Annotated in this window: 23 protein-coding genes, 1 tRNA gene and 1 other RNA gene; 9 read left to right on the forward strand and 16 right to left on the reverse strand. The window is 67.6% G+C overall.

The genetic code is table 11. From position 1 onward, the window contains the following. Positions 1 to 2 precede the first annotated feature (2 nt). The 3 genes from map (at position 3) to glnA (ending at position 2,865) form a co-directional block, all read left to right on the forward strand. The gene (gene map / locus DVW87_RS01535) at positions 3 to 827 is read left to right on the forward strand and encodes a type I methionyl aminopeptidase (RefSeq protein WP_114686015.1); all 825 of its coding nucleotides are present in this window, start codon (positions 3 to 5) and stop codon (positions 825 to 827) included. Between the two features lie 179 nt (positions 828 to 1,006). Continuing rightward, the gene (locus DVW87_RS01540; RefSeq protein WP_114686016.1) at positions 1,007 to 1,345 is read left to right on the forward strand and encodes a P-II family nitrogen regulator; all 339 of its coding nucleotides are present in this window, start codon (positions 1,007 to 1,009) and stop codon (positions 1,343 to 1,345) included. Positions 1,346 to 1,452: 107 nt separating this feature from the next. After that, complete coding sequence (glnA, locus tag DVW87_RS01545; protein ID WP_114686017.1) at positions 1,453 to 2,865, forward strand: type I glutamate--ammonia ligase; 1,413 nt, start codon at positions 1,453 to 1,455, stop codon at positions 2,863 to 2,865. Between the two features lie 367 nt (positions 2,866 to 3,232). Here glnA and ffs read toward each other — a convergent pair. From ffs to DVW87_RS01575, 6 genes are all read right to left on the reverse strand, one after another. Further along, positions 3,233 to 3,328: signal recognition particle sRNA small type (gene ffs, locus DVW87_RS01550), an RNA gene on the reverse strand. A gap of 43 nt (positions 3,329 to 3,371) precedes the next feature. Then, on the reverse strand, positions 3,372 to 3,641 hold the full coding sequence (locus DVW87_RS01555) for a hypothetical protein (RefSeq protein WP_114686018.1): 270 nt from the start codon (positions 3,639 to 3,641) through the stop codon (positions 3,372 to 3,374). A gap of 104 nt (positions 3,642 to 3,745) precedes the next feature. Then, positions 3,746 to 4,021 carry a hypothetical protein gene (locus DVW87_RS01560; RefSeq protein WP_181814673.1) on the reverse strand — a complete coding sequence of 92 codons (276 nt, stop codon included), beginning with the start codon at positions 4,019 to 4,021 and terminating at the stop codon, positions 3,746 to 3,748. 77 nt (positions 4,022 to 4,098) lie between these two features. Continuing rightward, positions 4,099 to 4,407 (reverse strand): 2Fe-2S iron-sulfur cluster-binding protein, encoded by a 309-nt coding sequence (locus tag DVW87_RS01565; protein WP_114686019.1) that lies wholly within the window; start codon positions 4,405 to 4,407, stop codon positions 4,099 to 4,101. Further along, positions 4,404 to 5,537, reverse strand: a complete 1,134-nt coding sequence (locus DVW87_RS01570) for a cysteine desulfurase family protein (protein WP_114686020.1) — start codon at positions 5,535 to 5,537, stop codon at positions 4,404 to 4,406. The genes DVW87_RS01565 and DVW87_RS01570 overlap by 4 nt, the downstream gene beginning before the upstream one ends. Continuing rightward, complete coding sequence (locus DVW87_RS01575) at positions 5,534 to 6,604, reverse strand: cysteine desulfurase family protein (RefSeq protein WP_114686021.1); 1,071 nt, start codon at positions 6,602 to 6,604, stop codon at positions 5,534 to 5,536. The genes DVW87_RS01570 and DVW87_RS01575 overlap by 4 nt, the downstream gene beginning before the upstream one ends. Positions 6,605 to 6,706: 102 nt before the next feature. Between DVW87_RS01575 and DVW87_RS01580 the strand changes: the two genes are divergently transcribed. After that, positions 6,707 to 7,363 carry an alpha/beta hydrolase gene (locus DVW87_RS01580; protein ID WP_114686022.1) on the forward strand — a complete coding sequence of 219 codons (657 nt, stop codon included), beginning with the start codon at positions 6,707 to 6,709 and terminating at the stop codon, positions 7,361 to 7,363. Between the two features lie 282 nt (positions 7,364 to 7,645). Here DVW87_RS01580 and DVW87_RS17935 read toward each other — a convergent pair whose 3' ends face one another. Continuing rightward, complete coding sequence (locus DVW87_RS17935) at positions 7,646 to 7,807, reverse strand: hypothetical protein (protein ID WP_181814674.1); 162 nt, start codon at positions 7,805 to 7,807, stop codon at positions 7,646 to 7,648. Next, positions 7,804 to 8,772, reverse strand: coding sequence for a threonine ammonia-lyase (locus tag DVW87_RS01585; RefSeq protein WP_181814675.1), 969 nt, complete (start codon positions 8,770 to 8,772; stop codon positions 7,804 to 7,806). Before DVW87_RS01585 ends, DVW87_RS17935 begins: the two co-directional genes overlap by 4 nt. A gap of 139 nt (positions 8,773 to 8,911) precedes the next feature. Between DVW87_RS01585 and DVW87_RS01590 the strand changes: the two genes are divergently transcribed. Then, a complete protein-coding gene (locus tag DVW87_RS01590; protein WP_114686024.1) occupies positions 8,912 to 10,150 on the forward strand; it encodes a type III PLP-dependent enzyme in 1,239 nt (412 codons plus the stop codon). 109 nt (positions 10,151 to 10,259) lie between these two features. Then, entirely contained in the window at positions 10,260 to 11,342 is a 1,083-nt protein-coding gene (locus DVW87_RS01595; protein WP_114686025.1) for a 1,9-bis(guanidino)-5-aza-nonane synthase, read from the forward strand. Positions 11,343 to 11,711: 369 nt separating this feature from the next. On the opposite strand, the gene DVW87_RS01600 is transcribed toward DVW87_RS01595, so the two are convergent. Both DVW87_RS01600 and DVW87_RS01605 read right to left on the reverse strand, forming a co-directional pair. Then, a complete protein-coding gene (locus DVW87_RS01600) occupies positions 11,712 to 12,443 on the reverse strand; it encodes a queuosine precursor transporter (protein WP_114686996.1) in 732 nt (243 codons plus the stop codon). Positions 12,444 to 12,492: 49 nt separating this feature from the next. After that, positions 12,493 to 15,366 carry a TonB-dependent receptor gene (locus DVW87_RS01605; protein WP_114686997.1) on the reverse strand — a complete coding sequence of 958 codons (2,874 nt, stop codon included), beginning with the start codon at positions 15,364 to 15,366 and terminating at the stop codon, positions 12,493 to 12,495. A 120-nt stretch (positions 15,367 to 15,486) separates the two neighbouring features. Between DVW87_RS01605 and DVW87_RS01610 the strand changes: the two genes are divergently transcribed. Further along, positions 15,487 to 15,563 (forward strand) — tRNA-Arg (locus DVW87_RS01610). Positions 15,564 to 15,744: 181 nt separating this feature from the next. Here the strand turns inward: DVW87_RS01610 and DVW87_RS17940 are convergent. Together DVW87_RS17940 and DVW87_RS01615 are read right to left on the reverse strand one after the other, a co-directional pair. Then, positions 15,745 to 15,885, reverse strand: coding sequence for a hypothetical protein (locus tag DVW87_RS17940; protein ID WP_181814676.1), 141 nt, complete (start codon positions 15,883 to 15,885; stop codon positions 15,745 to 15,747). Between the two features lie 144 nt (positions 15,886 to 16,029). Further along, entirely contained in the window at positions 16,030 to 17,091 is a 1,062-nt protein-coding gene (locus tag DVW87_RS01615) for an SDR family oxidoreductase (RefSeq protein WP_114686998.1), read from the reverse strand. A 102-nt stretch (positions 17,092 to 17,193) separates the two neighbouring features. Between DVW87_RS01615 and DVW87_RS01620 the strand changes: the two genes are divergently transcribed. Both DVW87_RS01620 and dld read left to right on the forward strand, forming a co-directional pair. Then, complete coding sequence (locus DVW87_RS01620) at positions 17,194 to 17,574, forward strand: winged helix-turn-helix transcriptional regulator (protein WP_114686026.1); 381 nt, start codon at positions 17,194 to 17,196, stop codon at positions 17,572 to 17,574. A 56-nt stretch (positions 17,575 to 17,630) separates the two neighbouring features. Beyond that, entirely contained in the window at positions 17,631 to 19,367 is a 1,737-nt protein-coding gene (gene dld / locus DVW87_RS01625) for a D-lactate dehydrogenase (RefSeq protein WP_114686027.1), read from the forward strand. Positions 19,368 to 19,442: 75 nt separating this feature from the next. Here the strand turns inward: dld and DVW87_RS01630 are convergent, their stop codons facing one another. From DVW87_RS01630 to DVW87_RS01640, 4 genes are all read right to left on the reverse strand, one after another. Further along, complete coding sequence (locus DVW87_RS01630; protein WP_239017711.1) at positions 19,443 to 20,282, reverse strand: 2-keto-4-pentenoate hydratase; 840 nt, start codon at positions 20,280 to 20,282, stop codon at positions 19,443 to 19,445. Continuing rightward, positions 20,279 to 20,581 carry a hypothetical protein gene (locus tag DVW87_RS17670; RefSeq protein ID WP_147276177.1) on the reverse strand — a complete coding sequence of 101 codons (303 nt, stop codon included), beginning with the start codon at positions 20,579 to 20,581 and terminating at the stop codon, positions 20,279 to 20,281. The genes DVW87_RS01630 and DVW87_RS17670 overlap by 4 nt, the downstream gene beginning before the upstream one ends. A gap of 217 nt (positions 20,582 to 20,798) precedes the next feature. Further along, positions 20,799 to 21,269: a Fur family transcriptional regulator gene (locus DVW87_RS01635; protein WP_114686029.1), complete on the reverse strand. Its 471-nt coding sequence runs from the start codon at positions 21,267 to 21,269 to the stop codon at positions 20,799 to 20,801. Between the two features lie 44 nt (positions 21,270 to 21,313). Next, the gene (locus tag DVW87_RS01640) at positions 21,314 to 21,703 is read right to left on the reverse strand and encodes a MerC domain-containing protein (protein WP_114686030.1); all 390 of its coding nucleotides are present in this window, start codon (positions 21,701 to 21,703) and stop codon (positions 21,314 to 21,316) included. Positions 21,704 to 21,737: the final 34 nt, after the last annotated feature.

A 21,737-nucleotide genomic window follows, 5' to 3' on the forward strand; every position in this document is an offset into this window, starting at 1 on the left:
GAATGACCGGATATGTGACCGTTTCTCCCGACGCGCCGCTGGGCCGCGATGGTTCCATCAAGCTGTACGGCCCGGATGCCTTTGCCGGGATGCACAAGGCAGGGCGGCTGGCCGCGGAGGCGCTGGACATGATCGTCCCGCACATGGTGCCGGGTGTCAGCACCGGCGAGATCGACGCGATGATCCACCGCTTCATCGTCGAGCGCGGCGGCATTCCCGCGACGCTCGGCTATCGCGGCTACACCCATTCCAGCTGCATCTCGATCAATCACGTCGTCTGCCACGGCATTCCGGGAGAGAAGACGTTGAGATCGGGCGACATCGTCAACGTGGACGTTACGCCGATCGTCGACGGCTGGCATGGCGACAGCAGCCGCATGTACCTGATCGGCGACGTCCCCATCAAGGCGAAGCGCCTGGTGGACATCACCTACGAATGCCTGATGATCGGCATCGAGCAGGCGCGGCCGGGCAATCGGATGGGCGACATCGCACATGCGATCCAGAGCTTCGCCGAGAAGCAGCGCTATGGCGTCGTCCGCGACTTCTGCGGGCACGGCGTCGGTCGGCTCTTCCACGATGCGCCGGAGGTCAGCCATGCCGGGAAGCCGGGCGCGGGGCCGGAAATCTGCCCGGGCATGATCTTCACGATCGAGCCGATGATCAACACGGGGCGCGCCGACGTAAAGGTGCTGGACGATGGCTGGACGGCGGTGACGCGCGACCGCTCGCTTTCCGCGCAGTTCGAGCATTCGATCGGCATCACCGAGGACGGGTGCGAGATCTTCACCCTCTCCCCGGCCGGGCTCGACAAGCCGCCCTACTGAGGCCTGCCTGCCGAAAAAATCGGCAGCAAGGCTGCACCTGCACAGCGATCGGGCATCGGTCGGCAGCGCCCGCGTCCGTTTCCTCTCCGCTCGCGCAACTGGCACGTTTCCTGTAAGCTGGTGGCATCCAGGGGAGGCGGCGATGTGCGCCGTTCGTGCAGCGTAGCGAGAGGGTCGGGGTGAAGAAGATCGAGGCGATCATCAAGCCGTTCAAGCTTGATGAGGTGAAGGAGGCGCTGCACGAGGTCGGCGTGTCGGGCATCACCGTGACGGAGGCCAAGGGTTTCGGCCGGCAGAAGGGCCATACCGAGCTGTATCGCGGCGCCGAATATGTGGTCGATTTCCTGCCCAAGGTGAAGCTGGAGGTGGTCGTCGAGGACCAGCTGGCCGAGCGGGTGGTGGAAGCGATCGCCGCCGCTGCGCAGACCGGCCGCATCGGCGACGGCAAGGTTTTCGTGATCCCGGTGGAAACCGCCCTGCGAATCCGCACCGGCGAACGCGACGATGACGCGATCTGATCGAGTTATTTGACGCAATGCAGCATCTTCGGGCAGCACAAGCGCCCGGGCGAACAATGATTCCCGACACGGTCGGGCGAGACGAACCAGCAAAGGGCTAGGGGCATATGGCGAATACCGCGAGCGACATTCTCGACATGATCAAGGAGCAGGAGATCGAGTGGGTCGATCTTCGCTTCACCGATCCCAAGGGCAAGTGGCAGCACCTGACCATGGTGTCCTCCGTCGTCGGCGAGGACGAGCTGACCGACGGCTTCATGTTCGACGGCTCCTCCATCGAGGGCTGGAAGGTCATCAACGAAAGCGACATGATCCTGAAGCCGGATCTGGACGCGGTGTGGACCGATCCCTTTTCCGCCACGCCGATGCTGATCGTGGTGTGCGACATCGTGGAGCCGTCCACCGGCGAGCTCTACGCCCGCGATCCGCGCTCCACCGCCAAGCGCGCGGAGGCGTACCTCAAGACCACCGGCATCGGCGACACCGTCTATGTCGGCCCGGAAGCCGAGTTCTTCCTGTTCGACGACGTTCGCTTCGAAACCTCGTACAACACCAGCTACTACAAGATCGACGATATCGAGCTGCCGACCAACACCGGCCGCGAATATGAGGGCGGCAACCTCGCCCATCGTCCGCGCGCCAAGGGCGGCTATTTCCCCGTTGCTCCGGTCGACTCCGCGGTAGATATCCGCGGCGAGATGGTCTCCACCATGCTCGAAATGGGCCTGCCCTGCGACAAGCACCACCATGAGGTGGCCGCCGCGCAGCACGAGCTGGGCCTCACCTTCGGCACGCTGACCACCACCGCCGACCGCATGCAGATCTACAAATATGTCGTGCACCAGGTCGCCCAGGCCTATGGCAAGACGGCGACCTTCATGCCCAAGCCGATCAAGGAAGATAACGGCTCGGGCATGCACACCCACCTGTCGATCTGGAACGGCAAGGAGCCGCTGTTCGCGGGCAACGGCTATGCCGGCCTGTCGGACACGTGCCTCTATTTCATTGGCGGCATCATCAAGCATGCCAAGGCGCTGAACGCATTCACGAACCCGTCCACCAACAGCTACAAGCGGCTGGTGCCGGGCTATGAGGCGCCGGTGCTGCTGGCCTATTCGGCGCGCAACCGCTCGGCCTCCTGCCGTATTCCCTACGGCACGGGCGCCAAGGCGAAGCGCGTGGAAGTGCGCTTCCCGGATGCGATGGCCAATCCGTATCTCGCCTATGCGGCGCTGTTCATGGCCGGCCTGGACGGCATCCAGAACAAGCTCCACCCCGGCGAGGCGATGGACAAGAACCTGTACGACCTGCCGCCGGCCGAGTTGGCCGAAGTGCCCACAGTCTGCGGCTCGCTCCGCGAGGCGCTGGACTCGCTGGCGGCCGATCACGAGTTCCTGCTGAAGGGGGACGTGTTCTCCAAGGACCAGATCGAAAGCTATATCGAGCTGAAGATGCAGGAAGTCGCCCGCTGGGAAATGACGCCGAGCCCGGTCGAGTTCGACATGTACTACAGCGCGTAAGGCGCGGCCACGTCCGCGCCATTGTGCCAAGGCGAAGCCGAGGCACATACGCGCTGCCGGCCGGCCTCGCTCAAGCGAGGACCGACGACGCGGCTTTGCCGCGGCGCGCGTTTGAAGGGGCGCTCGGAGCGATCCGGGCGCCTTTCTATGCGAAAGAATGAGTACGGACCCGGTTAGGGGTGACCGGCGAAACGTTTCTGGCGGCCCGGTCGGAGGAGCGTTCCTCGCGAGCTAGAAGGCCCGATCTGAAAGGAAGGAGCGGCTACCTAAGGCCGCGCCGCGGCAAAGCCGCGTCGTCAGTCGAGGCTGTGCCTCGCTGGCCGCGCTTGCCTGTGTGGAGCGGCACAGCCGCTCTCTCGCAGGCTGCGCGGTGGGAGCCGGAACGACCCGGAGCGAAATCGTTGTGGCTGCTTCCGTCAGGACCTGACCAGGTTGGCGACGACCCCGTCCGCCCGACTCCCGCGCGTCATATGGCGGGGTCGGGCGGCGGGATCAAGCCCGTGCGCTCAGTAGCGCACGCGCACATTGCGGCAGCGCGTCACGCGGCGGCCGTGATGGTAGGTGCGATCGCAGACGCGGCGCGTGCGGTAGCGCGGGCGGCGATTGTTGTAGCGACGATCGCGCACGATCGTGGTGGTGCGGCGCTCCACCACCTGCGGCGCAACCCCGGCTTCGACGAGCAGCGGCGCGGCCGAGATCGGGGCGGCAGAAGCAGGAACCGGGGCGACCGCAGCCGCGCCCAACAGGCCGGCGGCCAGCATGGCGAACATCTTCATGAAACTTCCTCCTTGCGGATTGTTCGTGCTCATCGGCACGGCGCATGTAACGAACCGTTTCCCGCGCTCGTTCCGTGTGCGCAATCAACTCTGCGGTGAACGGCTCAACGCACGCGGTAGCAGTGGCGCACCGGTCCGTAATAGCCGTGGCGCACGCGGCACACCGTACGCGGGCGTCCGTAGTAGCGGCTGCGATAGAACGGACGCGGGCCGCCGCGCCAGCGATACGGACGGCCATAGCCATAACCCGGTCGCGGCCCATGCCATCCAGGGTGCCGGCCGTACTCGCGATGATGAAAGCGCTGCGCTTCGGCTGGAGCGGGCACGGCGATGGCCGATCCCGCGAGCAGCCCGGCAGCGGCCAGGGCAAGCAGCTTCAAGACGATACTCCTCTACAGGCCCGCCTTGCCGGCGGACAGGAGGATCAATGCGCCGGCGCGCGAGCGGGTTCCGGCAATCAGCCCGGAATACGCACGGTGAGTTCGTCAAGCTCCTCCGACAGCACCACCTGGCACGAGAGGCGGCTCGTCCGCACGGCATCGGGTACCAGGTCCAGCATGTCCTCCTCTTCCGCACTCGGCGGTGGCAGGCACTCGAACTGCTCCCGGGCGACGATCACGTGACAGGTGGCGCAGGCAAGGCATCCGTTGCAGGTGCCCTCCAATGGCTGGCCGGCGGCTTGTGCGACATCGAGCAAGCGAGCGCCCGGCGGGCCCTCCGCAACGGTGACGCTGCCGTTGCTGCCGATGAAGCTGACCCTCGTCATCGCTGCATGTCCGCCGCCCCCAGGATGCGCTCGACCGCCGCCGTCAGTTCGGCTTCGCTCGTGTAGCGGCCCCAGCCCAGCCGGACCGAGCTGCGTGCCTCCGCATCGCTGAGGCCGAGCGCTCGCAGCACATGGCTCGGCCGACCCGATCCGCTGGCACAGGCCGAGCCGGCGGAAAAGGCGAGGTCGCGGCAATCGCTCATCAGCCGGTTCACATCCAGCCCGTCCCGCCGCACGTTCAGATTGCCCTGATAGCGCTCCAGGCGATGCCCGTTCATCTGCCAGCCCGCGGCTTCGAACAAAGCCCATGCGCGTTCGAACAGGCCCTGCACGTGCGCTTGGTCGGCACCCATTCGCTGCCTTGCCAGCCGCGCCGCCGCGCCGAAGCCGGCACACAGAGCCGGGCTTAGCGTGCCGGATCGCAGCCCCGCCTCCTGCCCGCCGCCCTGCAACAAGGCCATCGGCTCCTGCCCCTCTCGCACCCACAAGCCGCCGATCCCCTTGGGTCCGTGCATCTTGTGCGCGGACAGCGCCACCATGTCGAACAACGCCGCCGGCAGCGTCATCTTGCCGAACGCTTGCGCCGCGTCGCAGATCATCGGCGCGCCCACGGCTCGCGCGCGTTCGGCCAGTTGCGCAAGGCCGGCATGCTGGATCGTGCCAACTTCGTTGTTGACATACATGCCCACGACCAGCGCCGTCTCCCCGTTCACCGCGTGGGCGACGCTCGCCGCGTCCAGGAGGCCGGTTCGGTCCACCGGCAGGACGACGACCTCGGCCCCGTGGCGCTCCAGGGCGCGAACGCTGTCCAGCACCGCGGCATGCTCGATGGCGATCGTCACCACGCGACGCCGCCGGGGCGCCATCCGCTCGTACGTGCCGCTGATCGCCCAGTTGAGTGCCTCGGTTGCGCCGCTCGTGAACACAAGGCGCCCCGGCGGTACGCCCGCCTCTCCGCCGAACAGCGCAGCGACGATCTCGTCGCGGGCGACCTCCACCGCCGCTTTCGCGGCCCGGCCCGGCCGATGCGCCGAATGCGGATTGGCATGCTGATCGCGCAGCCACGGCACCATCGCGTCAAAGGCTTCCGGGGCGAGCGGCGTGCTTGCCTGATAGTCCAGGTAGATCATGCCGCGAACAGGCGCGCGGCGCCCAGGATGTCCCGCCAGGCGGCAACGAAGCGATCCACCTCGTCGGCGGTGGTGGAGCGCCCGAAGCTCACCCGGATCACCTCGCGCGACGCCTCGACGGTCCACCCCATCGCGCCCAGCACATGGCTGGGCTTCAGGCTGCCGGACGAGCAGGCGCTCCCTGCCGAAACCGCGATCCCCGCCAGATCGAAACGGATCAGGGCGGCGCTCGCTGCCTTGCCGGGCAGGCGATAGGAACCGATGGCGGCATGGCGTGGCGCCGCGTCGGCCACCACCTGCCCGCCCGACCGGCGGATCGCATCGTCGAGCCGCGCGCGCAGCGTTGCATGGGAGGGTTCGGGCACCGCCAGGGCGGCACCATAGCCCAGGACCGCCGGCAGGTTTTCCGTGCCGGCGCGATATCCCCGCTCCTGCCCGCCGCTGGGATGAAGGAGCGACAGGTCGCGCACCAGCAGCGCTCCGATGCCCGGCGGCCCGCCGCGCTTGTGCGCCGAAAGCGCCACCAGGTCCGCCGCAGCGATCGCCTCGGCATCCCGGCCAGCCGGCATCTGCGCCGCATCGAGCAGCAGCCGCCCGCCCGACGCCCGCACGCATTCGGCAACCGTCGCGATCGGCTGGCGCACCCCCGTCTCGCTGTTCGCCCATTGCACGCACACCAGCGCCGGGCCGGCGGCGAGCATCGCCTCCAGCGCTGCCATATCGACCAGTCCATCGCTGCCGACCGGCACAACGCCCGCGCCCTCTCCTGCGGCACGGAACACCGCATCGTGTTCCACCGCCGTGATCAGCCGCCGCGGCAACGTCGTCCGCCCAAGCGCGAGCGCCAGCGACTCGCTGGCACCACTGGTGAACAGCACCTCGCCGGTCCAGCCATAGGCGCTTCCCACCGACGCCCGGGCGCGTTCCAGCATCGCGCGGGCCTGCCGCCCCTCGGCGTGCGGCGAGGAGGGATTGGCCCAGGCCTGCATGCCCTCCAGCATGGCCGCGCGTGCCTCAGGCAGAAGCGGCGAGGTGGCGGCATGGTCGAGATAGAGGCGGGCGGTCACACCGATCCTTCATGTCAAGGGCGAAACGATTGCGCGGGGAGCACTTGCGCCTATATAGCGCGCAACTTTCGCGCTCCCAGCGCTTCAGCATTCAAAGGTGCCATGCCCGAAGTCATCTTCCCCGGTCCCGAAGGCCGACTCGAGGGCCGCTTCGTGCCCGCTCCCCGCCCGCGCGCGCCGGTGGCCATGATCCTCCACCCGCATCCGTCCGCCGGCGGCACGATGAACAACCGCATCGTGCAGGAACTCTACAAAACGTTCCAGCGGCGCGGTTTCGCCACCCTGCGCTTCAACTTCCGCGGCGTCGGCAAGAGCCAGGGCGTGTTCGACAACGGCATCGGCGAGCTGTCCGACGCCGCCTCGGCGCTCGACTGGGTGCAGAGCTTCCACCCGGAAGCGTCGACCACCTGGATCGCGGGCTACAGCTTCGGCGCGTGGATCGGCATGCAATTGCTGATGCGCCGTCCGGAGATCCGCGGCTTCATCTCGGTCGCGCCGCCCGCCAACATGTACGATTTCAGCTTCCTGGCGCCCTGCCCCTCCTCCGGCATCATCATCCAGGGCGCCGAGGACGAAGTGGCGACGCCCGCCGCGACGCAGAAGCTGGTCGATAAGCTGCGCACTCAGAAGCACATCACCATCCACCACGACACGATCCCGAAGGCCAATCACTTCTTCGAGCACGAAACGCCGGAGCTGATGGCCAGCGTGGACAAGTATCTCGACATGCGGCTGGACCCCAACTCGCCGATCCGGTGAGCTTGGCGCAGCGGATTAGCGCCAGCTAACCCGCGCCTCGGCGCCAAGCCCGGCCAGCGGCGCCCCGCGCCGACTGACGACGCGGCTTTGCCGCGTCGGCCGCCACCCCCTTTGCGCTGATCTAATCGCGGGGCTCAGGACGGCCGCTGGAGTTCGGCGGCCAAGCGGCGTAGCGGAGCGACGAGGGTGGATCTGGTCACCGGTGATCGGGCCGCCCAGCCCAATCCTACGGGCGCGAGCGGGCCGCCATAGCGAACAGCGACCCAGGCAGCGTCGCCCTGTTCAAACCGTCGCGATCAGCACGTTGCCGAGGATCACCGCCGCCAGCACAATCATGAGCACGCCCTTGCGCCGGTCCCGCCGGATCTGCACCACGCCGCCCCAGAGCAGCGCAAAGACCGCCACCATCGCCAGTGCGGGAGCGGCCGCCGCGATGGCGTTCATGCCGCGTCCGCCAGCACGCGGGCATAGGCGGCGCGGTCCACGTTGCCGCCGCTGAGGATCACCAGCATCCCCGCGTCCGGCTCCACCTTGCCCGCCAGCAGCGCGGCAAGCGCGACCGCGCCGCCGGGCTCCACCACCAGCCGCAACCGCTCCGCTGCCCAGCGTTGCGCGGCGCGTGTCTCTTCCTCGCTGACCGCCACGCCCGCCACGCCGCGTCGAGACAGCACGTCAAAGGTCAAGGGGGAAACCCGGATCGTCTGCAAGGCATCGCAGGCGGTAGGCGGCGGATTGGCGCCGACTTCCTCGATCCAGCCCGCCTCCAGGCTGCGGCGCATGTCGTCCCAGCCCTCCGGCTCCGCCACGGTCACTCGCGCCTCGGGCAGCGCCAGCGTGATGCCCGCCGCCAGCCCCCCGCCGCCGCATGGGATCACCGCCTTTGCCGGAACGCCGAGACCCAGCGCCCCCATCTGCGCCGCCGCCTCGATCGCCGCCGATCCCTGTCCCTCGATGATCCAGGGATCGTCGAAGCTCGGCACCAGCACCGCGCCGCGCGCTTCCGCCAGCCGAGCGGCGATCGACTCGCGGCTTTCCGTTGCCCGATCATAGTCGACGATCTCGGCGCCGAGCGCGAGCGTGCCCTCCCGCTTCGATCGCGGCGCATCGGCCGGCATCACGATCGTCGCGGGCATGCCGAGTCGCCTCGCCGCCCAGGCGACGCCTTGCGCGTGGTTGCCCGACGAGAACGCCACCACGCCCCGCGGCCGCTCTTCGGGCGCGATCGCGGTCAGCCGGTGCCATGCCCCGCGCAGCTTGAAAGCGCCGATCGGCTGGAGGCATTCCGCCTTGAACGCCACCGGAAAACCACGGATTTCCGCCACTAGCAGGGGGCTGGGCGGCAGGATCTCGGCCAGCTTTGCCGCCGCATCGCGCACCCCGGCGCGTGTCGGCTGTCGCACAATTGTCACTTTTCATCCTTTCGTGCGCAGAGCCACTTTACATGCGGCCTCGCCGACCATAGATCGCGCCTCCGCTGCCCCATGGGACTTCCAACCGCAAGGCAGCTTTTGTCACCGTATGCCGCAAGGCAATTGGAGGTCCCTTGAATTGGCCAAGCACCATAGCGCGCTGGGGCTAGCGCCCCGTTCGACCGCTTTCGCAACCGTTGTTGGCGGAGGCATCGACATTGCCGATCAGCGTCCGGTCGATCCGGTCACGCTCGTCCGTCCGCACGCCGCGGCGCGGGCCGCCCGGTTCTTCGTGGAGAAGTTCCCGGGCCGTCCGATGTACGCGGTGAAGGCGAACCCGTCGCCTGACCTGCTGCAGGTTCTGTGGGACAACGGCATCACGCATTACGACACCGCCTCGATCGCCGAGGTGCGCCTCGTCAAGGCGACGCTGCCGGAGGCCACCTGCTGCTTCATGCATCCGGTGAAGTCGGAGGAGGCGATCGCCGAGGCTTACTTCACCCATGGCGTGCGCACCTTCTCGCTCGACAGCCTGGAGGAGCTCGACAAGATCGTCCGCGCCACGCAAGGCGCGACCGACCTGACCCTCTGCGTGCGCCTGCGCGTCTCGTCGGAGTTCGCGAAGCTCAGCCTGGGCTCGAAGTTCGGCGTGGGCCAGGCGGAGGCCAAGGAACTGCTGATGGCGACCCGCCAGGTCGCCGACGCGCTCGGCATCTGCTTCCATGTCGGCAGCCAGACCATGTCGCCGGATGCTTATGCGAACGCGATGGAGCGGGTGCGCGCGGCGATCGTCGATGCGGCGGTCACCGTGGACGTGATCGACGTGGGCGGCGGCTTCCCCTCGGCCTATCCCGGCATGACCCCGCCGCCGCTGGAGCGTTTCTTCGAGACGATCCACCGCGCGTTCGAGAGCCTGCCGATCAGCTATTCGGCGGAGCTGTGGGCCGAGCCGGGCCGGTCGCTGTGTGCGGAATATTCGTCGGTGGTGGTGCGCGTCGAGCGCCGCCGCGGCAGCGAGCTGTACATCAACGACGGCGCCTATGGCACGCTGTTTGATGCCGCGCATATCGGCTGGAAATATCCGGTGCAGCTGCTGCGCGAGCCGGAGTCCGACGCGCGCGACATGGACTTCAGCTTCTGGGGTCCGACCTGCGACGATCTCGATTACATGAAGGGTCCGTTCCCGCTGCCCGCGGACACGAACACCGGCGATTATTTCGAGATCGGCATGCTCGGCGCCTATGGTGCGGCGATGCGCACCGCGTTCAACGGCTTCGGCTCGGGCGAGACGGTGGTCGCAAGCGACGAGCCGATGCTGTCCGTCTACCGTGACGTCGCTCCGGACGAGCAGCGCTCGACCAACGTCGTCAAGCTGTAACAGGCTTTCTCCAGTTTCCCGTCACCCTGGGGCGCGCTCCGGGGTGACGGAAGTTTGGGTATACCGCGTCCCCTTTGAACGACGACGGGCATTGATAATGGGAACTCCCATGACCGACAGCCTCATCAAGACCGCCGCCGCCCAGCCGGTGGACACCTCCAACCGCAAGGCCGAGCTGCTTTCGAAGCAGGTCAAGCATATCGACATCAAGAGCTTCGACGCGCGCCCGATCGTGGACGCGATGAGCGACATGAGCTTCACCAGCCGCGATCTCGGCCGTGCGACCAAGATCTACAACGAGATGCTGGCCGACAAGGACTGCACCGTGGTGCTGGTGATCGCCGGTTCCACCTCGGCCGGCGGCTGCATGGACCTGTATGCGGAGCTCGTCCGCAACAACATGGTCGACTGCATCGTCGCCACCGGCGCGACCATCGTCGACATGGATTTCTTCGAGGGCCTCGGCCACAAGCACTATCAGGCGCTGGAAATCCCCGACGACGACACGCTCCGCTCGCTGTACATCGACCGCATCTACGACACGTATATCGACGAGGAAGCGCTCCAGAACGTCGACCACACGATCTTCGAGATCGCGGAGTCGCTGGAGCCGAAGGCTTATTCCAGCCGCGCCTTTATCCGCGAGATGGGCAAGTACCTCGTCGAGCACGGCAAAAAGGAGAACAGCCTCGTCAAGCTCGCCTATGAGCATGACGTGCCGATCTTCTGCCCGGCGTTCGTGGACTCGTCGGCCGGCTTCGGCCTGGTGAAGCACCAGGTGGATGCCGCCAAGGCGGGCCGTCCGTACCTGATGATCGATGCGGTGGCGGACTTCCGCGAGCTCACGCAGATCAAAATCGAGGCGGGCACCACCGGCCTCCTGATGATCGGCGGCGGCGTGCCGAAGAACTTCATCCAGGACACAGTCGTTTGCGCCGAGATCCTCGGCCATGACGATGTGGCGGTGCACAAGTACGCCGTGCAGATCACCGTCGCCGACGTGCGCGACGGCGCCTGCTCCTCCTCCACGCTGCAGGAGGCGGCGAGCTGGGGTAAGGTGAACACCGGCATCGAGCAGATGGTGTTCGCGGAAGCGGGCTCGGTGATGCCGCTGCTGGCGAGTGACGCCTATCATCGCGGTCACTGGAAGGACCGGGCGAAGCGCGGCTGGGCTAAGTTGTTCGCAGCCTAATCGCACGCGGGTAGCGCAAGCTACCCGCGAGACGATGCAGGCCGGCCGGCGCGGGGGTGCAGACCCCCGCGTCCGACGTCACGGGACTTGCTCCCGTGACGGCCTGTCCAGACCTCCCACGTCACCCCGGCCTCGTGCCGGGGTCCACGTCACCGCTTAACCTTGCATCAGCGGCTCTAACCCGAGAGTTACCGCCAAGTCCTCCCACTTAGGACTGTCGCGCTCGATCAGGTTCGACGTTACACCAACATACAACGTCCCATTAACCCGCTCGCTAGGATGTAGACGCAAGGCTGGCGTTCCCTCACGCTGTCAAGCACGCGGCACGGTGGACCCCGGCACAAGGCCGGGGTGACGGTTGGACACACATCACCCGCCCCCGAACGGCGAAAAGTCCGTCCCACGGTCGAACACGTCCACCCCCTCGCGCCGCTTGAGCCACCCCACCACGCCATACGTCACCGGCGTCAGCAGCACTTCCCAGCCGACCTTCAGCACGAACTGGCTGCCCATTACCATCAGCATGGCGGAGACCGGCCAGTCCGGCGCGCCCCAGAAGGCGAGCGGGTAGAAGATCAGGCTATCCAGCCCCTCGCCGACGACCGTCGAGCCGATCGTGCGCATCCACAGAAAGCGACCGCCAGTCGCCACCTTCATGCGCGCCAGCACGAAGCTGTTGGCGAACTCGCCCGCCCAGAAGGCGCAGATCGAGGCGAAGACGATGCGCGGCACCTGCCCGAACACCTGCTCATAGGCCGCCTGCCCGGTCCAGCCGGCGTCTGGTGGCAGCGCGACCACCACGGCGGACATGAACACCATGAACAGCATCGCGCCGAAGCCCGCCCAGATGCACCGCCGCGCGCGGGCATAGCCGTATACCTCGGTCAGCACGTCGCCGAGCACGTAGCTGACGGGAAAGAACAGGATTCCCGCGCCGAACGGCCACAAGCCGACGAACGGCAGGTCGATCACCGCCCGCTTGCCCGCGCCGATCACGTTGGACAGCAAGAGGATGACGACGAACGCCACCATCACGAAATCGAAGTAGCGGAAGCTGCCCCCCGCCACTTCCCGCGCCGTTACCGGCCTTGGCTCGTCCATCATCCCACCTCGCCCGCGCGATCATGCCGCGCGGGCGAGAGGCGGGCAATCAGAAGAACAGCTTGCGCACGGACAGCCGCACCGTGCGGCCGACCGCGTCCCGGTATGCCGGCTGATAATTGATCGGCACCGTGCCGGTTCCATCCGTCACGTCCTGCCGCGTGTTGAGCACGTTGCGGATGTCGAACGAGACCCGCATGCCCCGCGCCCAGGGGTGCTTGCGCACGAAGCTCAGGTTCCCGCCCAAGTCGTCGAACAGCCGCAGGTTGAACGTGGTCAGGCTGTCAAAATTCAGCGTGGCCGCGTTGCTCGACGTGCCGCCGAACACCTGGGTCGCGCTCTGATATTCGCCGGTCAGGCGCACGCCGAGGCCGTTGTTCGAATAGCCGGCCTGCAATTCCAGTTCATGCCGCGGCGTGCCGCTGTCGTTGCGGGTGGCGGCGCCGTTCAGATTGTCGAGCACGGGCACGCCGTCGCGCACCACCACTTCGTCCTCGAAATGCCAGGTGTGGTAAAAAGCGAAGTTGATCCGCCCGCCGCCCTGCCCGCCGCCGAAGCCTCCGCCGCCACCACGGAAGCCACCGCCACCCGGACCGCCGCCAAAGCCGCCGCGTCGCTCACCGCCACCGGCGGAGCGCCCTTCGCCGGCCGGCCGCTCGCCACCAGCGGTGGGCGGCGCGCCGTCGGGTGCCCCCTGCGCTCCCCCCTGCCCGCCGGGCCGGCGCTGGCCGGGAAAGGTCATGCCCGCAAACGGGTTCGGCCCGGTGCCGGCGCGGAATGCCTCCAGCTGCTTCTGAATCCTGTTTTTGATTGGCTTGGAGAAGTTCACGCCCCAGCGCAGCTGGGACTGGCGCTCCGACTGGAAGTTCACCGGCCGGGCGTCATAGCTCAGCAGCGCGCCGTTCGCATCGCGCACGAACCGCTGCGGAAACGCCGCCTCGATCGCTGCGGTGGGCGACGGGAAGCTGGCGATCGGATTGTCGCTGGACTGGCGCGTGTAATCCACCTGCAGGCGGAAGTCGGTGCCGCTGAACGGCTGGAGGTTGAACCCGGCCTTGAACGCGTGCCGGTTCTCCGCGACCAGCCCGGCATTGCCGCCGCTGAGCCGGGTCACGTCCACCGTCGTGCCGCGCACATAATCGAAGATGCGCGCGTTGGGCGTCGAGACCAGCGGGTTGCCCAGCTGCTGCGGGCTCGGCGCATTCTCCTCGTCGGTGAAGGAGACGAGGAGCCGAAGCGGGACGATCGGCGACCAGTTCAGCCCATAGCCATAGGTGCTGAGCGTGCCGAAGTCGTTGAGCTGCTCGATCCGGTAGTTGCCGTTAAGCGAGAGGTTGCCGAGCGCGGACAGGAAATCCCGTGAGCGGCTGGTGATCGGCAGGTCGATGTTCACCTGCCCGTTGCCGATCGAGCGCGTCACGTCGCTCGTGCTCGCCACGCCGAGGCGGAAGGCGCGGCTGTCCAGGTCGTTGTTGGCGTAGCCCACCCGCAGGGTGGTGGAGGCGTCGCCCGCCGGCAGGTGGAACAGGGGCCCGTTGACGAGCCCGGTGACGTCCACGTCCTGCGACACCGATCGCGCTGTGTTGGCGACCCCCGGCGTGACGAGCGCGGGGCTGAGCGGGCCGAACGGGTTCACGTTCGGATCATTGGCGTTGATCGCCGCCTGCAGGCCGGTCGCGTTCACGTTCACGTCGGTGAACGTCTCGCTGGTGTTGCGGTCGTAATTGCCCGTCAGCGTCCAGCGCCAGCGCCCGAAGGTGCCGTTCGCGCCGAGGCCCAGATGCGCGTTCAGCGCCTCGTTGCTCTGGCCGAGCACATCGTCCGCGACATAGCGGTTCAGCGTCACCGCCTGCCCGAACGGAGAGAAGCGATTGCCCGCGGGCAGCGCCACGCTGATCCCCGCCAGCCCCTGGTCGGACTGGCTGCTGGTCGTCTCCACACGGGCGTTCAGCGTCACCGGCACGTTGCCGATCACGCGGCTGTAGACCGTGTTCGCGGAGAAGTTCTGCGTCGCCGCCGTCAGCGAGCGATAGGGCGTCAGGTCCGTGACGTTGGCCGTGCCCGCGGCATAGCCGCCCAGCGTGCCCGTGCCGCTGGCCGGCACGCCTGCCACCGTGATCGGCCGCCCCGCCGCCGCGCTCAAAGCATCGATCTGTGCCAGGCCCGCGCCCGGCGTGATGTTGCCTGCAAGGTCGAACACGCCGCTAGTCGAGCGCCCGATCAGGTCCCGCTCGCTTTCCAGCAGCCCGGACGTTTGCTGATAATCCAGGTTCAGCGTCATGCGGCCGTTGCGATTGATCTTCAGCAAGCCGAGCTGTCCGCGTGGCGTCACCGTGCCGCCATCGGTCGCCGCCTGGCCCGAGACTTCGGTGGTCACCGCACGAAAGCGCCGGCGCAAAACGAAGTTCACCACCCGCTGATCGGCGGCATAGCCGTATTTCAGCGCGACCTCTTCCGGCAGGATTTCCACGCGGGCAATCGCCTCAGTGGGCAGGTCGCGGATCTCGGCGAAGCTCGAGATGCGGCGGCCGTCGAGCAGCACCACCGGTGCGCCGCCCCGACCACGGCCGCTGGAGGTCTGCGGCGACAATTCGGTGAGCAGGTCGTTGATCGAGCTCACGCCATAGGATCGGATGTCCGCCGGGCTCAGCGTCTGCTCGGGCGGAATGTCGCCGACCACGGAGCCGGGCAGCTTCTGGCCCTGCACCACAATTTCTTCGCTTTCCGCCTCCACCGCGGTGCCGCCAGCCGTTCCCTCTGGCGCCGGATCGGCGGCCGGCGCGGTCTGGCCGGCGGTGGCCGCCGTCTGCGCGGCCGCCGCCTGAGGCGGAACGACCTGCGGCGCGGTCGTCTGCGCCCATGCCGTTTGCGCCGAGACGCTCGCCATCATCGCCCCGATCAGGAGCCCCCTGTTACGCACCATGTCCTCCGAGATCTTCGTGTGTGCCGTGTCTTGTTCGCGGTTAGGCCGCATTTGTCGCACAAGTGTGCCGAACAGTGGCTGAATTGCAGCCGCGGCGTTGCCGCGCTACAGCGGCGATACGCACCCGTAGCTCAGCTGGATAGAGCAAGGAGCTTCTACCTCCTTGGCCGGGGGTTCGAATCCCTCCGGGTGCGCCACCCCTTCAAGAAAACGTCTGATTTCCGCCCCTCTACCGGGGTCAGGCAAATTGCGGACCGGCCGTTTGGACCAAGCAGGCGTCCCGACCGGTAAGGTGGCCACAGGCCGGGCGCTCCACCCCGGCGCCTGCTGCACTGCGAAGCGGTGAGGCGGCTGCGCCGGTTGCAGCCGCCTCTCCCTTCACTTGTGGCCGCCGTGGCCGGCGTTCTGGTTGCCGGTGCGGCTGTTCGTGTTGTCGCTGTTATCCTGCTTCTTGTTGCCGCCGACATCGTCGTGGTGGCCCGTCTTGTCGAAATCGCCCTTCTTCTTGTGATCGGTCATGGCTCTCTCCTCTTGGAGAAGCTGAAACGTCCGGCTCTCTTCAACGATGCGTCCGTTGCGCCAACCCAACGATCGACGGCCCGGTCCGGAAGACCGAGCGCCGGCCAGGACGAGACGAACCCAACCCGGGCAATCCCGGTTCGCTCAAGGGATCAGACGGTCGGCCCGCAGGCGTTCGAACAGCGCAAGGAAGGCATCGTCGGTGGGCTGATAGCCGGTGAAACCGAGACGGCGGCTCTTGGACATGTCGGTGACCACCTCGATCGGCCGGCCGAGGTCCGCATCGGTGTGCCAGGGCGAGGCGAGGCGCGCGAGTTCGGGCTCCGCCAGGTCCTCGCGCCCGGCGATCTCGCGCCACAATGCCGCATCCTCCGCCATCTGCTCCTCCAGCGGGCGCGGCGTGCCGTCGAACGGATCGGCCTCGATGCCGAACCACGCTGCGATGCGGCTCCACATCCATTGCCAGCGGAAAACGTCGCCATTGACGACATTGAACGCCGCGTCGTGCGCCGCCACCGTCTCGGCGGCCCAGAGGAGGTGCCGCGCGAGCTGCCCGGCAGCGGTCATGTCCGTCAGACCGCTCCACTGCGCGGCGGAGCCGGGAAACGAGAACGGGCGGCCGGTTTCGCGGCAAAGCGTCGCATAGACCGCCAGCGTCGTTCCCATGTTCATGGCATTGCCGATCGCCTTGCCGATCACCGTATGCGGGCGGTGCACGCTCCAGGTGAAGCCGTCGCGGGCGGCGGCGGCAAACACTTCATCCTCCTGCGCATAATAGAAGTTTTCGACGTCCAGCCGCCCCTGCTCCTCACGGAACGGCGTTTCCGGCAGGCTGCCCTGCCCATAGGCCTCGAACGGGCCGAGATAATGCTTGAGGCCGGTGACCAGCGCAACATGCCGCGGGCCCACCGGCCGGGGCAAGCCGTCCAGGAGGTTGCGCACCATGGCGGAGTTGACGCGGATGTTCTCGGCTTCGCTGTCCTGCCGCAGCCAGGTGGTGATGAACACGGCGTCCGGATGCAGGCCGGCGAGCGCCGCCGCGGTGCCCGCCTCATCCTGAAGGTCCGCCGCCAGCGGCAGCACACCCGCCTGCGCCACCGGGCGCCGGGCAAGCCCATGAACCGTCCAGCCGCGTTCGACCAGGAGCGCCGCCGTTGCGCTGCCGACGATCCCGCTCGCGCCCACCACCAATGCCGTCTTTGCCATGCCGCTCGCTTTCATCCGTTGAGCGCGAGAGCTAGGCAGCGCCACCGCGCCGTTCTAGACGGCACCAATCAGGAACCTAGGCACCAGAAGGTACCCACCGCGATGCGACCCGGATCGCCCGATGAGGAATGGCGCGAGGATTGCGCGCCACGCCGCGTGCTGGCGCTGTTCGCGACCAAGTGGACCAGCATGGTCCTGCATACGCTGCATGTGCGTCATGCGGGCGCGGCGCGCAGCGGCGTGCTTCTGCGCAGCCTGCCGGGCATCTCCAAGAAGATGCTGACCCAGACGTTTCGGGACATGGAGGACGAAGGCCTGCTCACCCGCCACGTGCACAGCGCCGTTCCACCGGCGGTGGAGTACAGGCTGACCGCGCTTGGCCGTCGCTTCGTGGAGCCGGTGGAGCTGATCTACGCGTGGGGCCGCGACAATGCCGATGCGCTGGATGCGCTCGGCAGCCGCGCCACCGCGCGTCGGGTATGACCGCGCTGCCCTTGCCGAGGGTCGCGGCAGCAGGCGTTTCCCGGTAGAGCCGCGGGATGGTCCAGTCAGCCACCGACCGGACGCGGTTCCTCGCCGATCTTGTCGCCATCGTCGGCCGGCGCTACGTGCTTACCGGCGAGACGGCCACCCGCCGCTATCGCCGGGGCATCCGCTTCGGCAGCGGCCCGGCCGTCGCCGTCGTTCGTCCCGGCTCGCTCCTGGAGATGTGGCAAACGCTGCATGCCTGTGTCGCCGCGAACCGGATCGTCATCGTGCAGGCAGCCAATACCGGCCTCACCGGCGGCTCCACCCCGAACGGCGAGGATTATGATCGCGAGATCGTGATCGTCAGCACGCGACGGGTCGCGGGCGTCATGCTGCTGAAGAACGGACGACAGGTTCTCTGCCTGCCCGGCGCCACCCTGTTTCAGCTCGAACGGGAGTTGCAGAAGGTGGGCCGCGAGCCGCATTCGGTGATCGGCTCATCGTGCATCGGCGCCTCGGTCTGTGGAGGCATCGCAAACAATTCCGGCGGCGCTCTTCTCCAGCGTGGGCCGGCCTTCACCCAGATGGCGCTGTTCGCGCAGGTCGGCGAGGACGGCGAGGTGACGCTGGTCAACCATCTCGGCATCAGGCTCGGCGACGATCCCGAAACCATCCTCCGGCGCTTGGAGGCCGGCGCCTTCACGCCGGAGGACATCGTCGACGACGCCGGGCGCGCCTGCTCGGACAGCAACTACCTCGGCCATGTGCGCGCGATCGACGCCGACACGCCCGCACGCTTCAATGCCGATCCCCAGCGCCTGTTCGAGGCATCGGGCGCCGCGGGCAAGGTCATGCTGCTCGCCGCTCGCCTCGATACGTTCGCCAAGGACGAGGAAAGCACGGATTTCTACATCGGCACCAATGATCCGGAGGAGCTGACCGCACTGCGCCGGCACATGCTCGGCACCTTTGCCGAACTCCCGGCGCAGGCGGAGTACATTCACCGGGATGCCTTCGACATCGCGGAGCGATACGGCAAGGATACCTTCCTGGCCGTTCGTCACCTCGGCACCGCCCGGCTACCCCTGCTCTTTGCGTTCAAGGACTGGCTGGACGGTTTCTGCGCCAAGGTGCGGTTCCTGCCCTCGAACGCCTCCGACCGGCTGCTGCAGGCGGTGACGGGGCTGTTCCCCCGCCATCTTCCCGCGCGCCTGTACGAGTTCCGCGACCGCTTCGAGCATCATCTCGTGCTTCGCATGAACGGCGGCGGGATAGGAGAAGCGCGCCGTTATCTGGCCAGTGCGTTTCCATCGGCGACCGGAGACTTCTTCGAATGCACTTGCGACGAGGGTCGGAAGGCCTTTCTGCACCGCTTCGCCATGGCCGGGGCGGCGACCCGGTACCGTGCGGTGCACCGCGAGGAGGTCGCCGATCTGGTGGCGCTCGACATCGCGCTGCCGCGCAACGAGCGCCGGTGGGTGGAAGAGCTACCGCCGACGATCGCCGACAAGCTCGTTCACCGCCTTTATTATGGCCACTTCTTCTGCCACGTGTTCCATCAGGACTATCTGGTGAAGCGCGGGGCCGATCCGATCGAGATCGAACATGCCATGTGGGCGATCCTCGACGAACGCGGCGCCGAATATCCGGCCGAACACAATGTCGGCCACCTGTATCCCGCCAAACCCGCGCTCGTACGGCACTACCGGTCGCTTGATCCCACCAACAGCTTGAACCCGAGGATCGGCCAGACGTCCAAGTGCCGCCACTGGGGTGAGGATGGCGAAGGTCCGCCCGCGGCTTCCTGACACGCGGGCGGCCGGGGCGTGCTCCTTTGCCGGAGCCGCTTCGCTGAGAGGTCACCGCTTGGCGTGCACCAGTTCCTACCGCGCGCCGGGCACGGCGACGATGGTGGCGGTGATCTGCGCATCGTCGAACCAGGCGGTGGCCTGCGACCCCGGCGCGATCCTGTGAACGCCGGTCACCGCGCCGGTCGAGATCCATTGCCCCGCCCGCACGGGAAGGCCGATCCTCCCGGCAAGCTCGAGCAGGAAGCGCACCGCGCCATAGGGGCCGTCGAGCATGGTGGCGGTTGTCGCCTGACCGGCAAGCTCGCCGTCGATCGTCAGGCGCACATCGATGGCGTCCAGCATGTCGGCGCGGGTCGCCTCCAGTTCCGGGCCGATCAGCAGCCCGTTGTTGTTGCCGAAATCGGAAACGGTCACGGCCGGCCCGAGATCGTTGATCGCCCTCAGCGGAGAGCTGGCGATCTCGATGCCGATCGCGACACGCCGAACCACCGACCGCGCCCGCTCGATGGTCCACTCGCCAGCAAGGGTCGTCGGAAGATCGCCCAGTTGGAGGAGGAACTCCGCCTCCGCCGCGCCGAACCCGTCGGCGATCACCGACATCTCCGCGCTGCCGGATTCTCCGGCCGTGACGATCCGGTCCGCGAAGATCGGCCCGGCGAGTCGGTTCGCGCCCATGTCGGCCACCAGCGGATCGGCAATGCGGCCGATCTTCCACCCGCCGATCTCGCCGCCGCGCAGGTCGATCGCCAGTGCCTGAATGGCATAGCCTTCCGCGAGCGTCCGCGGCGCCGTGCCGGGATAAGCGCCCAGGCCTTGCGCGGCGCGTCGCGCGGCAACCAAGCGTGCCGCAATGTCGGCGGCTTCCGAATGCGCCATGGCCGCTGCGGCCTCGTGTCCGTCATTCAAGCTCATGTCCTTCGTCCTGAACGTGTCAGATCCACGGCAGCGACTGGCCGGATCGGGTTGTTGCGCATGATCTCGGGGATGGTGGGCTCAGGATCAAGCCGCCGCCAAGGGGCGATGGTAGCATCGTCATGCCGGGCACGACCGAGAAACAGCCGGCGGCATGCCGCACGGGCATACTCGACATCGCGGGCAAGGGCCACCACCGGGCCGATGGTACCGGGCGATGACCGCTTCGGGTCGGAGGTCGCGGCAGGCAGTTGCCTCTTGGATCGGGTGCCGACACCCACCGCGATCTTCGCGTTCAACGACGAAAGCGCAGCCGGGCAAGAACCGGCGCTGTTCCTGTCCAGGCCGATCCGCCGCCGCTAGGTCGCCGGACCGTCGGCAGGCTGATGCGCCCGAAACCATAACACGCGCAGGAACGCGCCGCGCGCGCCCCGCGCTCGCCTCCCTTGCACCGCGTTACCGATGCAGGCCCAGCGAAGACCCCGTGAATATCGCGTACTGAGCGCAGGTACCCGCTCAAGCCTTGCCGCACGCGGCGCACCGCCCGCGCACCTCGATCACTGGCCGCTCGGCCGCGAAGCCCGCGGCCTGCGCCGCCGACCGCACGCCAGCCGTAAGGCGGTCGTCATCGATATGCGTGGTCTGCCCGCAGGCGTCGCAGACCAGGAAGATGCAGTCGTGCAGGCAATCCGGATGGGCATTCGCGACATAAGCGTTGGCACTTTCCACCCGTCGCGCGAGATTGGCGCCGACGAACAGGTCAAGGATGCGGTACACGCTGTTGGCGGCCACCCGCCGACCCTGCGCATTGGAAACCGCCTCCGCGATGTCATAGGCCGAGGCGGGCCGGTCAAAGGCGGCAAGCGCCTCGAAGATCTGCGCACGCATCGCCGTCCATTGCTCGCCCGAGCGCTCCAGCGTCGCCTGCGCCACGCGGGAGAGCTCGGCGCCCTGCGGCTCGTCATGATGATGGTGTGCGTGCGCCATGATGCGGCTCAAGGTAGGTGCTGCTGCCCGTGCGGGCAACCCGCTCAGGTGGTGGCGCGCCGGTTGAGGTCGTGGCCCAGCGCGAGGAGGCCCACGCCGACCAGCGTCCAGACGGTTTCGTTGCCGAAGCCATGCGGCAGGCTGAGCGCGCCCGCCATGATACCCAGCCCCAGCGCGCCCACGGCCGCCGGCATCATGTAGCCATGGTCCAGGATGCCACGGCCAAGCGCCACCACCCCCAGCACGATCGCCAGAGTCAGCCCGATCTCGTGGAACAGCGGATTGAGCAGCGCACCACCTGCCGTGGACATCAGCGCCAGCAGCACCGACGTCGCCAGGCAGTGCACCGCGCACAGACCCGACAACCCGATCGCCCAGCGGTCGAACCGGGCAAGGAGGCTGCTACGCGGGAAAAGGCCTGAGGTGCTGCTCATCGCTGGACGCCATGTAGGCCGGTAGGCGCGACGT

This window comes from Sphingomonas aracearum (assembly GCF_003345355.1).
Lineage (GTDB): Bacteria > Pseudomonadota > Alphaproteobacteria > Sphingomonadales > Sphingomonadaceae > Sphingomonas > Sphingomonas aracearum.

What these genes read in the sequence shown, in the direction of transcription:
- map (WP_114686015.1), top strand. Translation starts at nt 3, where the DNA reads ATGACCGGATATGTGACCGTTTCTCCCGACGCGCCGCTGGGCCGCGAT.
- glnA (WP_114686017.1), top strand. Translation starts at nt 1,453, where the DNA reads ATGGCGAATACCGCGAGCGACATTCTCGACATGATCAAGGAGCAGGAG.
- DVW87_RS01555 (WP_114686018.1), bottom strand. Translation starts at nt 3,641, where the DNA reads ATGAAGATGTTCGCCATGCTGGCCGCCGGCCTGTTGGGCGCGGCTGCG.
- DVW87_RS01565 (WP_114686019.1), bottom strand. Translation starts at nt 4,407, where the DNA reads ATGACGAGGGTCAGCTTCATCGGCAGCAACGGCAGCGTCACCGTTGCG.
- DVW87_RS01570 (WP_114686020.1), bottom strand. Translation starts at nt 5,537, where the DNA reads ATGATCTACCTGGACTATCAGGCAAGCACGCCGCTCGCCCCGGAAGCC.
- DVW87_RS01580 (WP_114686022.1), top strand. Translation starts at nt 6,707, where the DNA reads ATGCCCGAAGTCATCTTCCCCGGTCCCGAAGGCCGACTCGAGGGCCGC.
- DVW87_RS17935 (WP_181814674.1), bottom strand. Translation starts at nt 7,807, where the DNA reads ATGAACGCCATCGCGGCGGCCGCTCCCGCACTGGCGATGGTGGCGGTC.
- DVW87_RS01595 (WP_114686025.1), top strand. Translation starts at nt 10,260, where the DNA reads ATGACCGACAGCCTCATCAAGACCGCCGCCGCCCAGCCGGTGGACACC.
- DVW87_RS01600 (WP_114686996.1), bottom strand. Translation starts at nt 12,443, where the DNA reads ATGGACGAGCCAAGGCCGGTAACGGCGCGGGAAGTGGCGGGGGGCAGC.
- DVW87_RS01605 (WP_114686997.1), bottom strand. Translation starts at nt 15,366, where the DNA reads ATGGTGCGTAACAGGGGGCTCCTGATCGGGGCGATGATGGCGAGCGTC.
- DVW87_RS17940 (WP_181814676.1), bottom strand. Translation starts at nt 15,885, where the DNA reads ATGACCGATCACAAGAAGAAGGGCGATTTCGACAAGACGGGCCACCAC.
- DVW87_RS01615 (WP_114686998.1), bottom strand. Translation starts at nt 17,091, where the DNA reads ATGGCAAAGACGGCATTGGTGGTGGGCGCGAGCGGGATCGTCGGCAGC.
- DVW87_RS01620 (WP_114686026.1), top strand. Translation starts at nt 17,194, where the DNA reads ATGCGACCCGGATCGCCCGATGAGGAATGGCGCGAGGATTGCGCGCCA.
- dld (WP_114686027.1), top strand. Translation starts at nt 17,631, where the DNA reads ATGGTCCAGTCAGCCACCGACCGGACGCGGTTCCTCGCCGATCTTGTC.
- DVW87_RS01630 (WP_239017711.1), bottom strand. Translation starts at nt 20,282, where the DNA reads ATGAGCTTGAATGACGGACACGAGGCCGCAGCGGCCATGGCGCATTCG.
- DVW87_RS01635 (WP_114686029.1), bottom strand. Translation starts at nt 21,269, where the DNA reads ATGGCGCACGCACACCATCATCATGACGAGCCGCAGGGCGCCGAGCTC.
- DVW87_RS01640 (WP_114686030.1), bottom strand. Translation starts at nt 21,703, where the DNA reads ATGAGCAGCACCTCAGGCCTTTTCCCGCGTAGCAGCCTCCTTGCCCGG.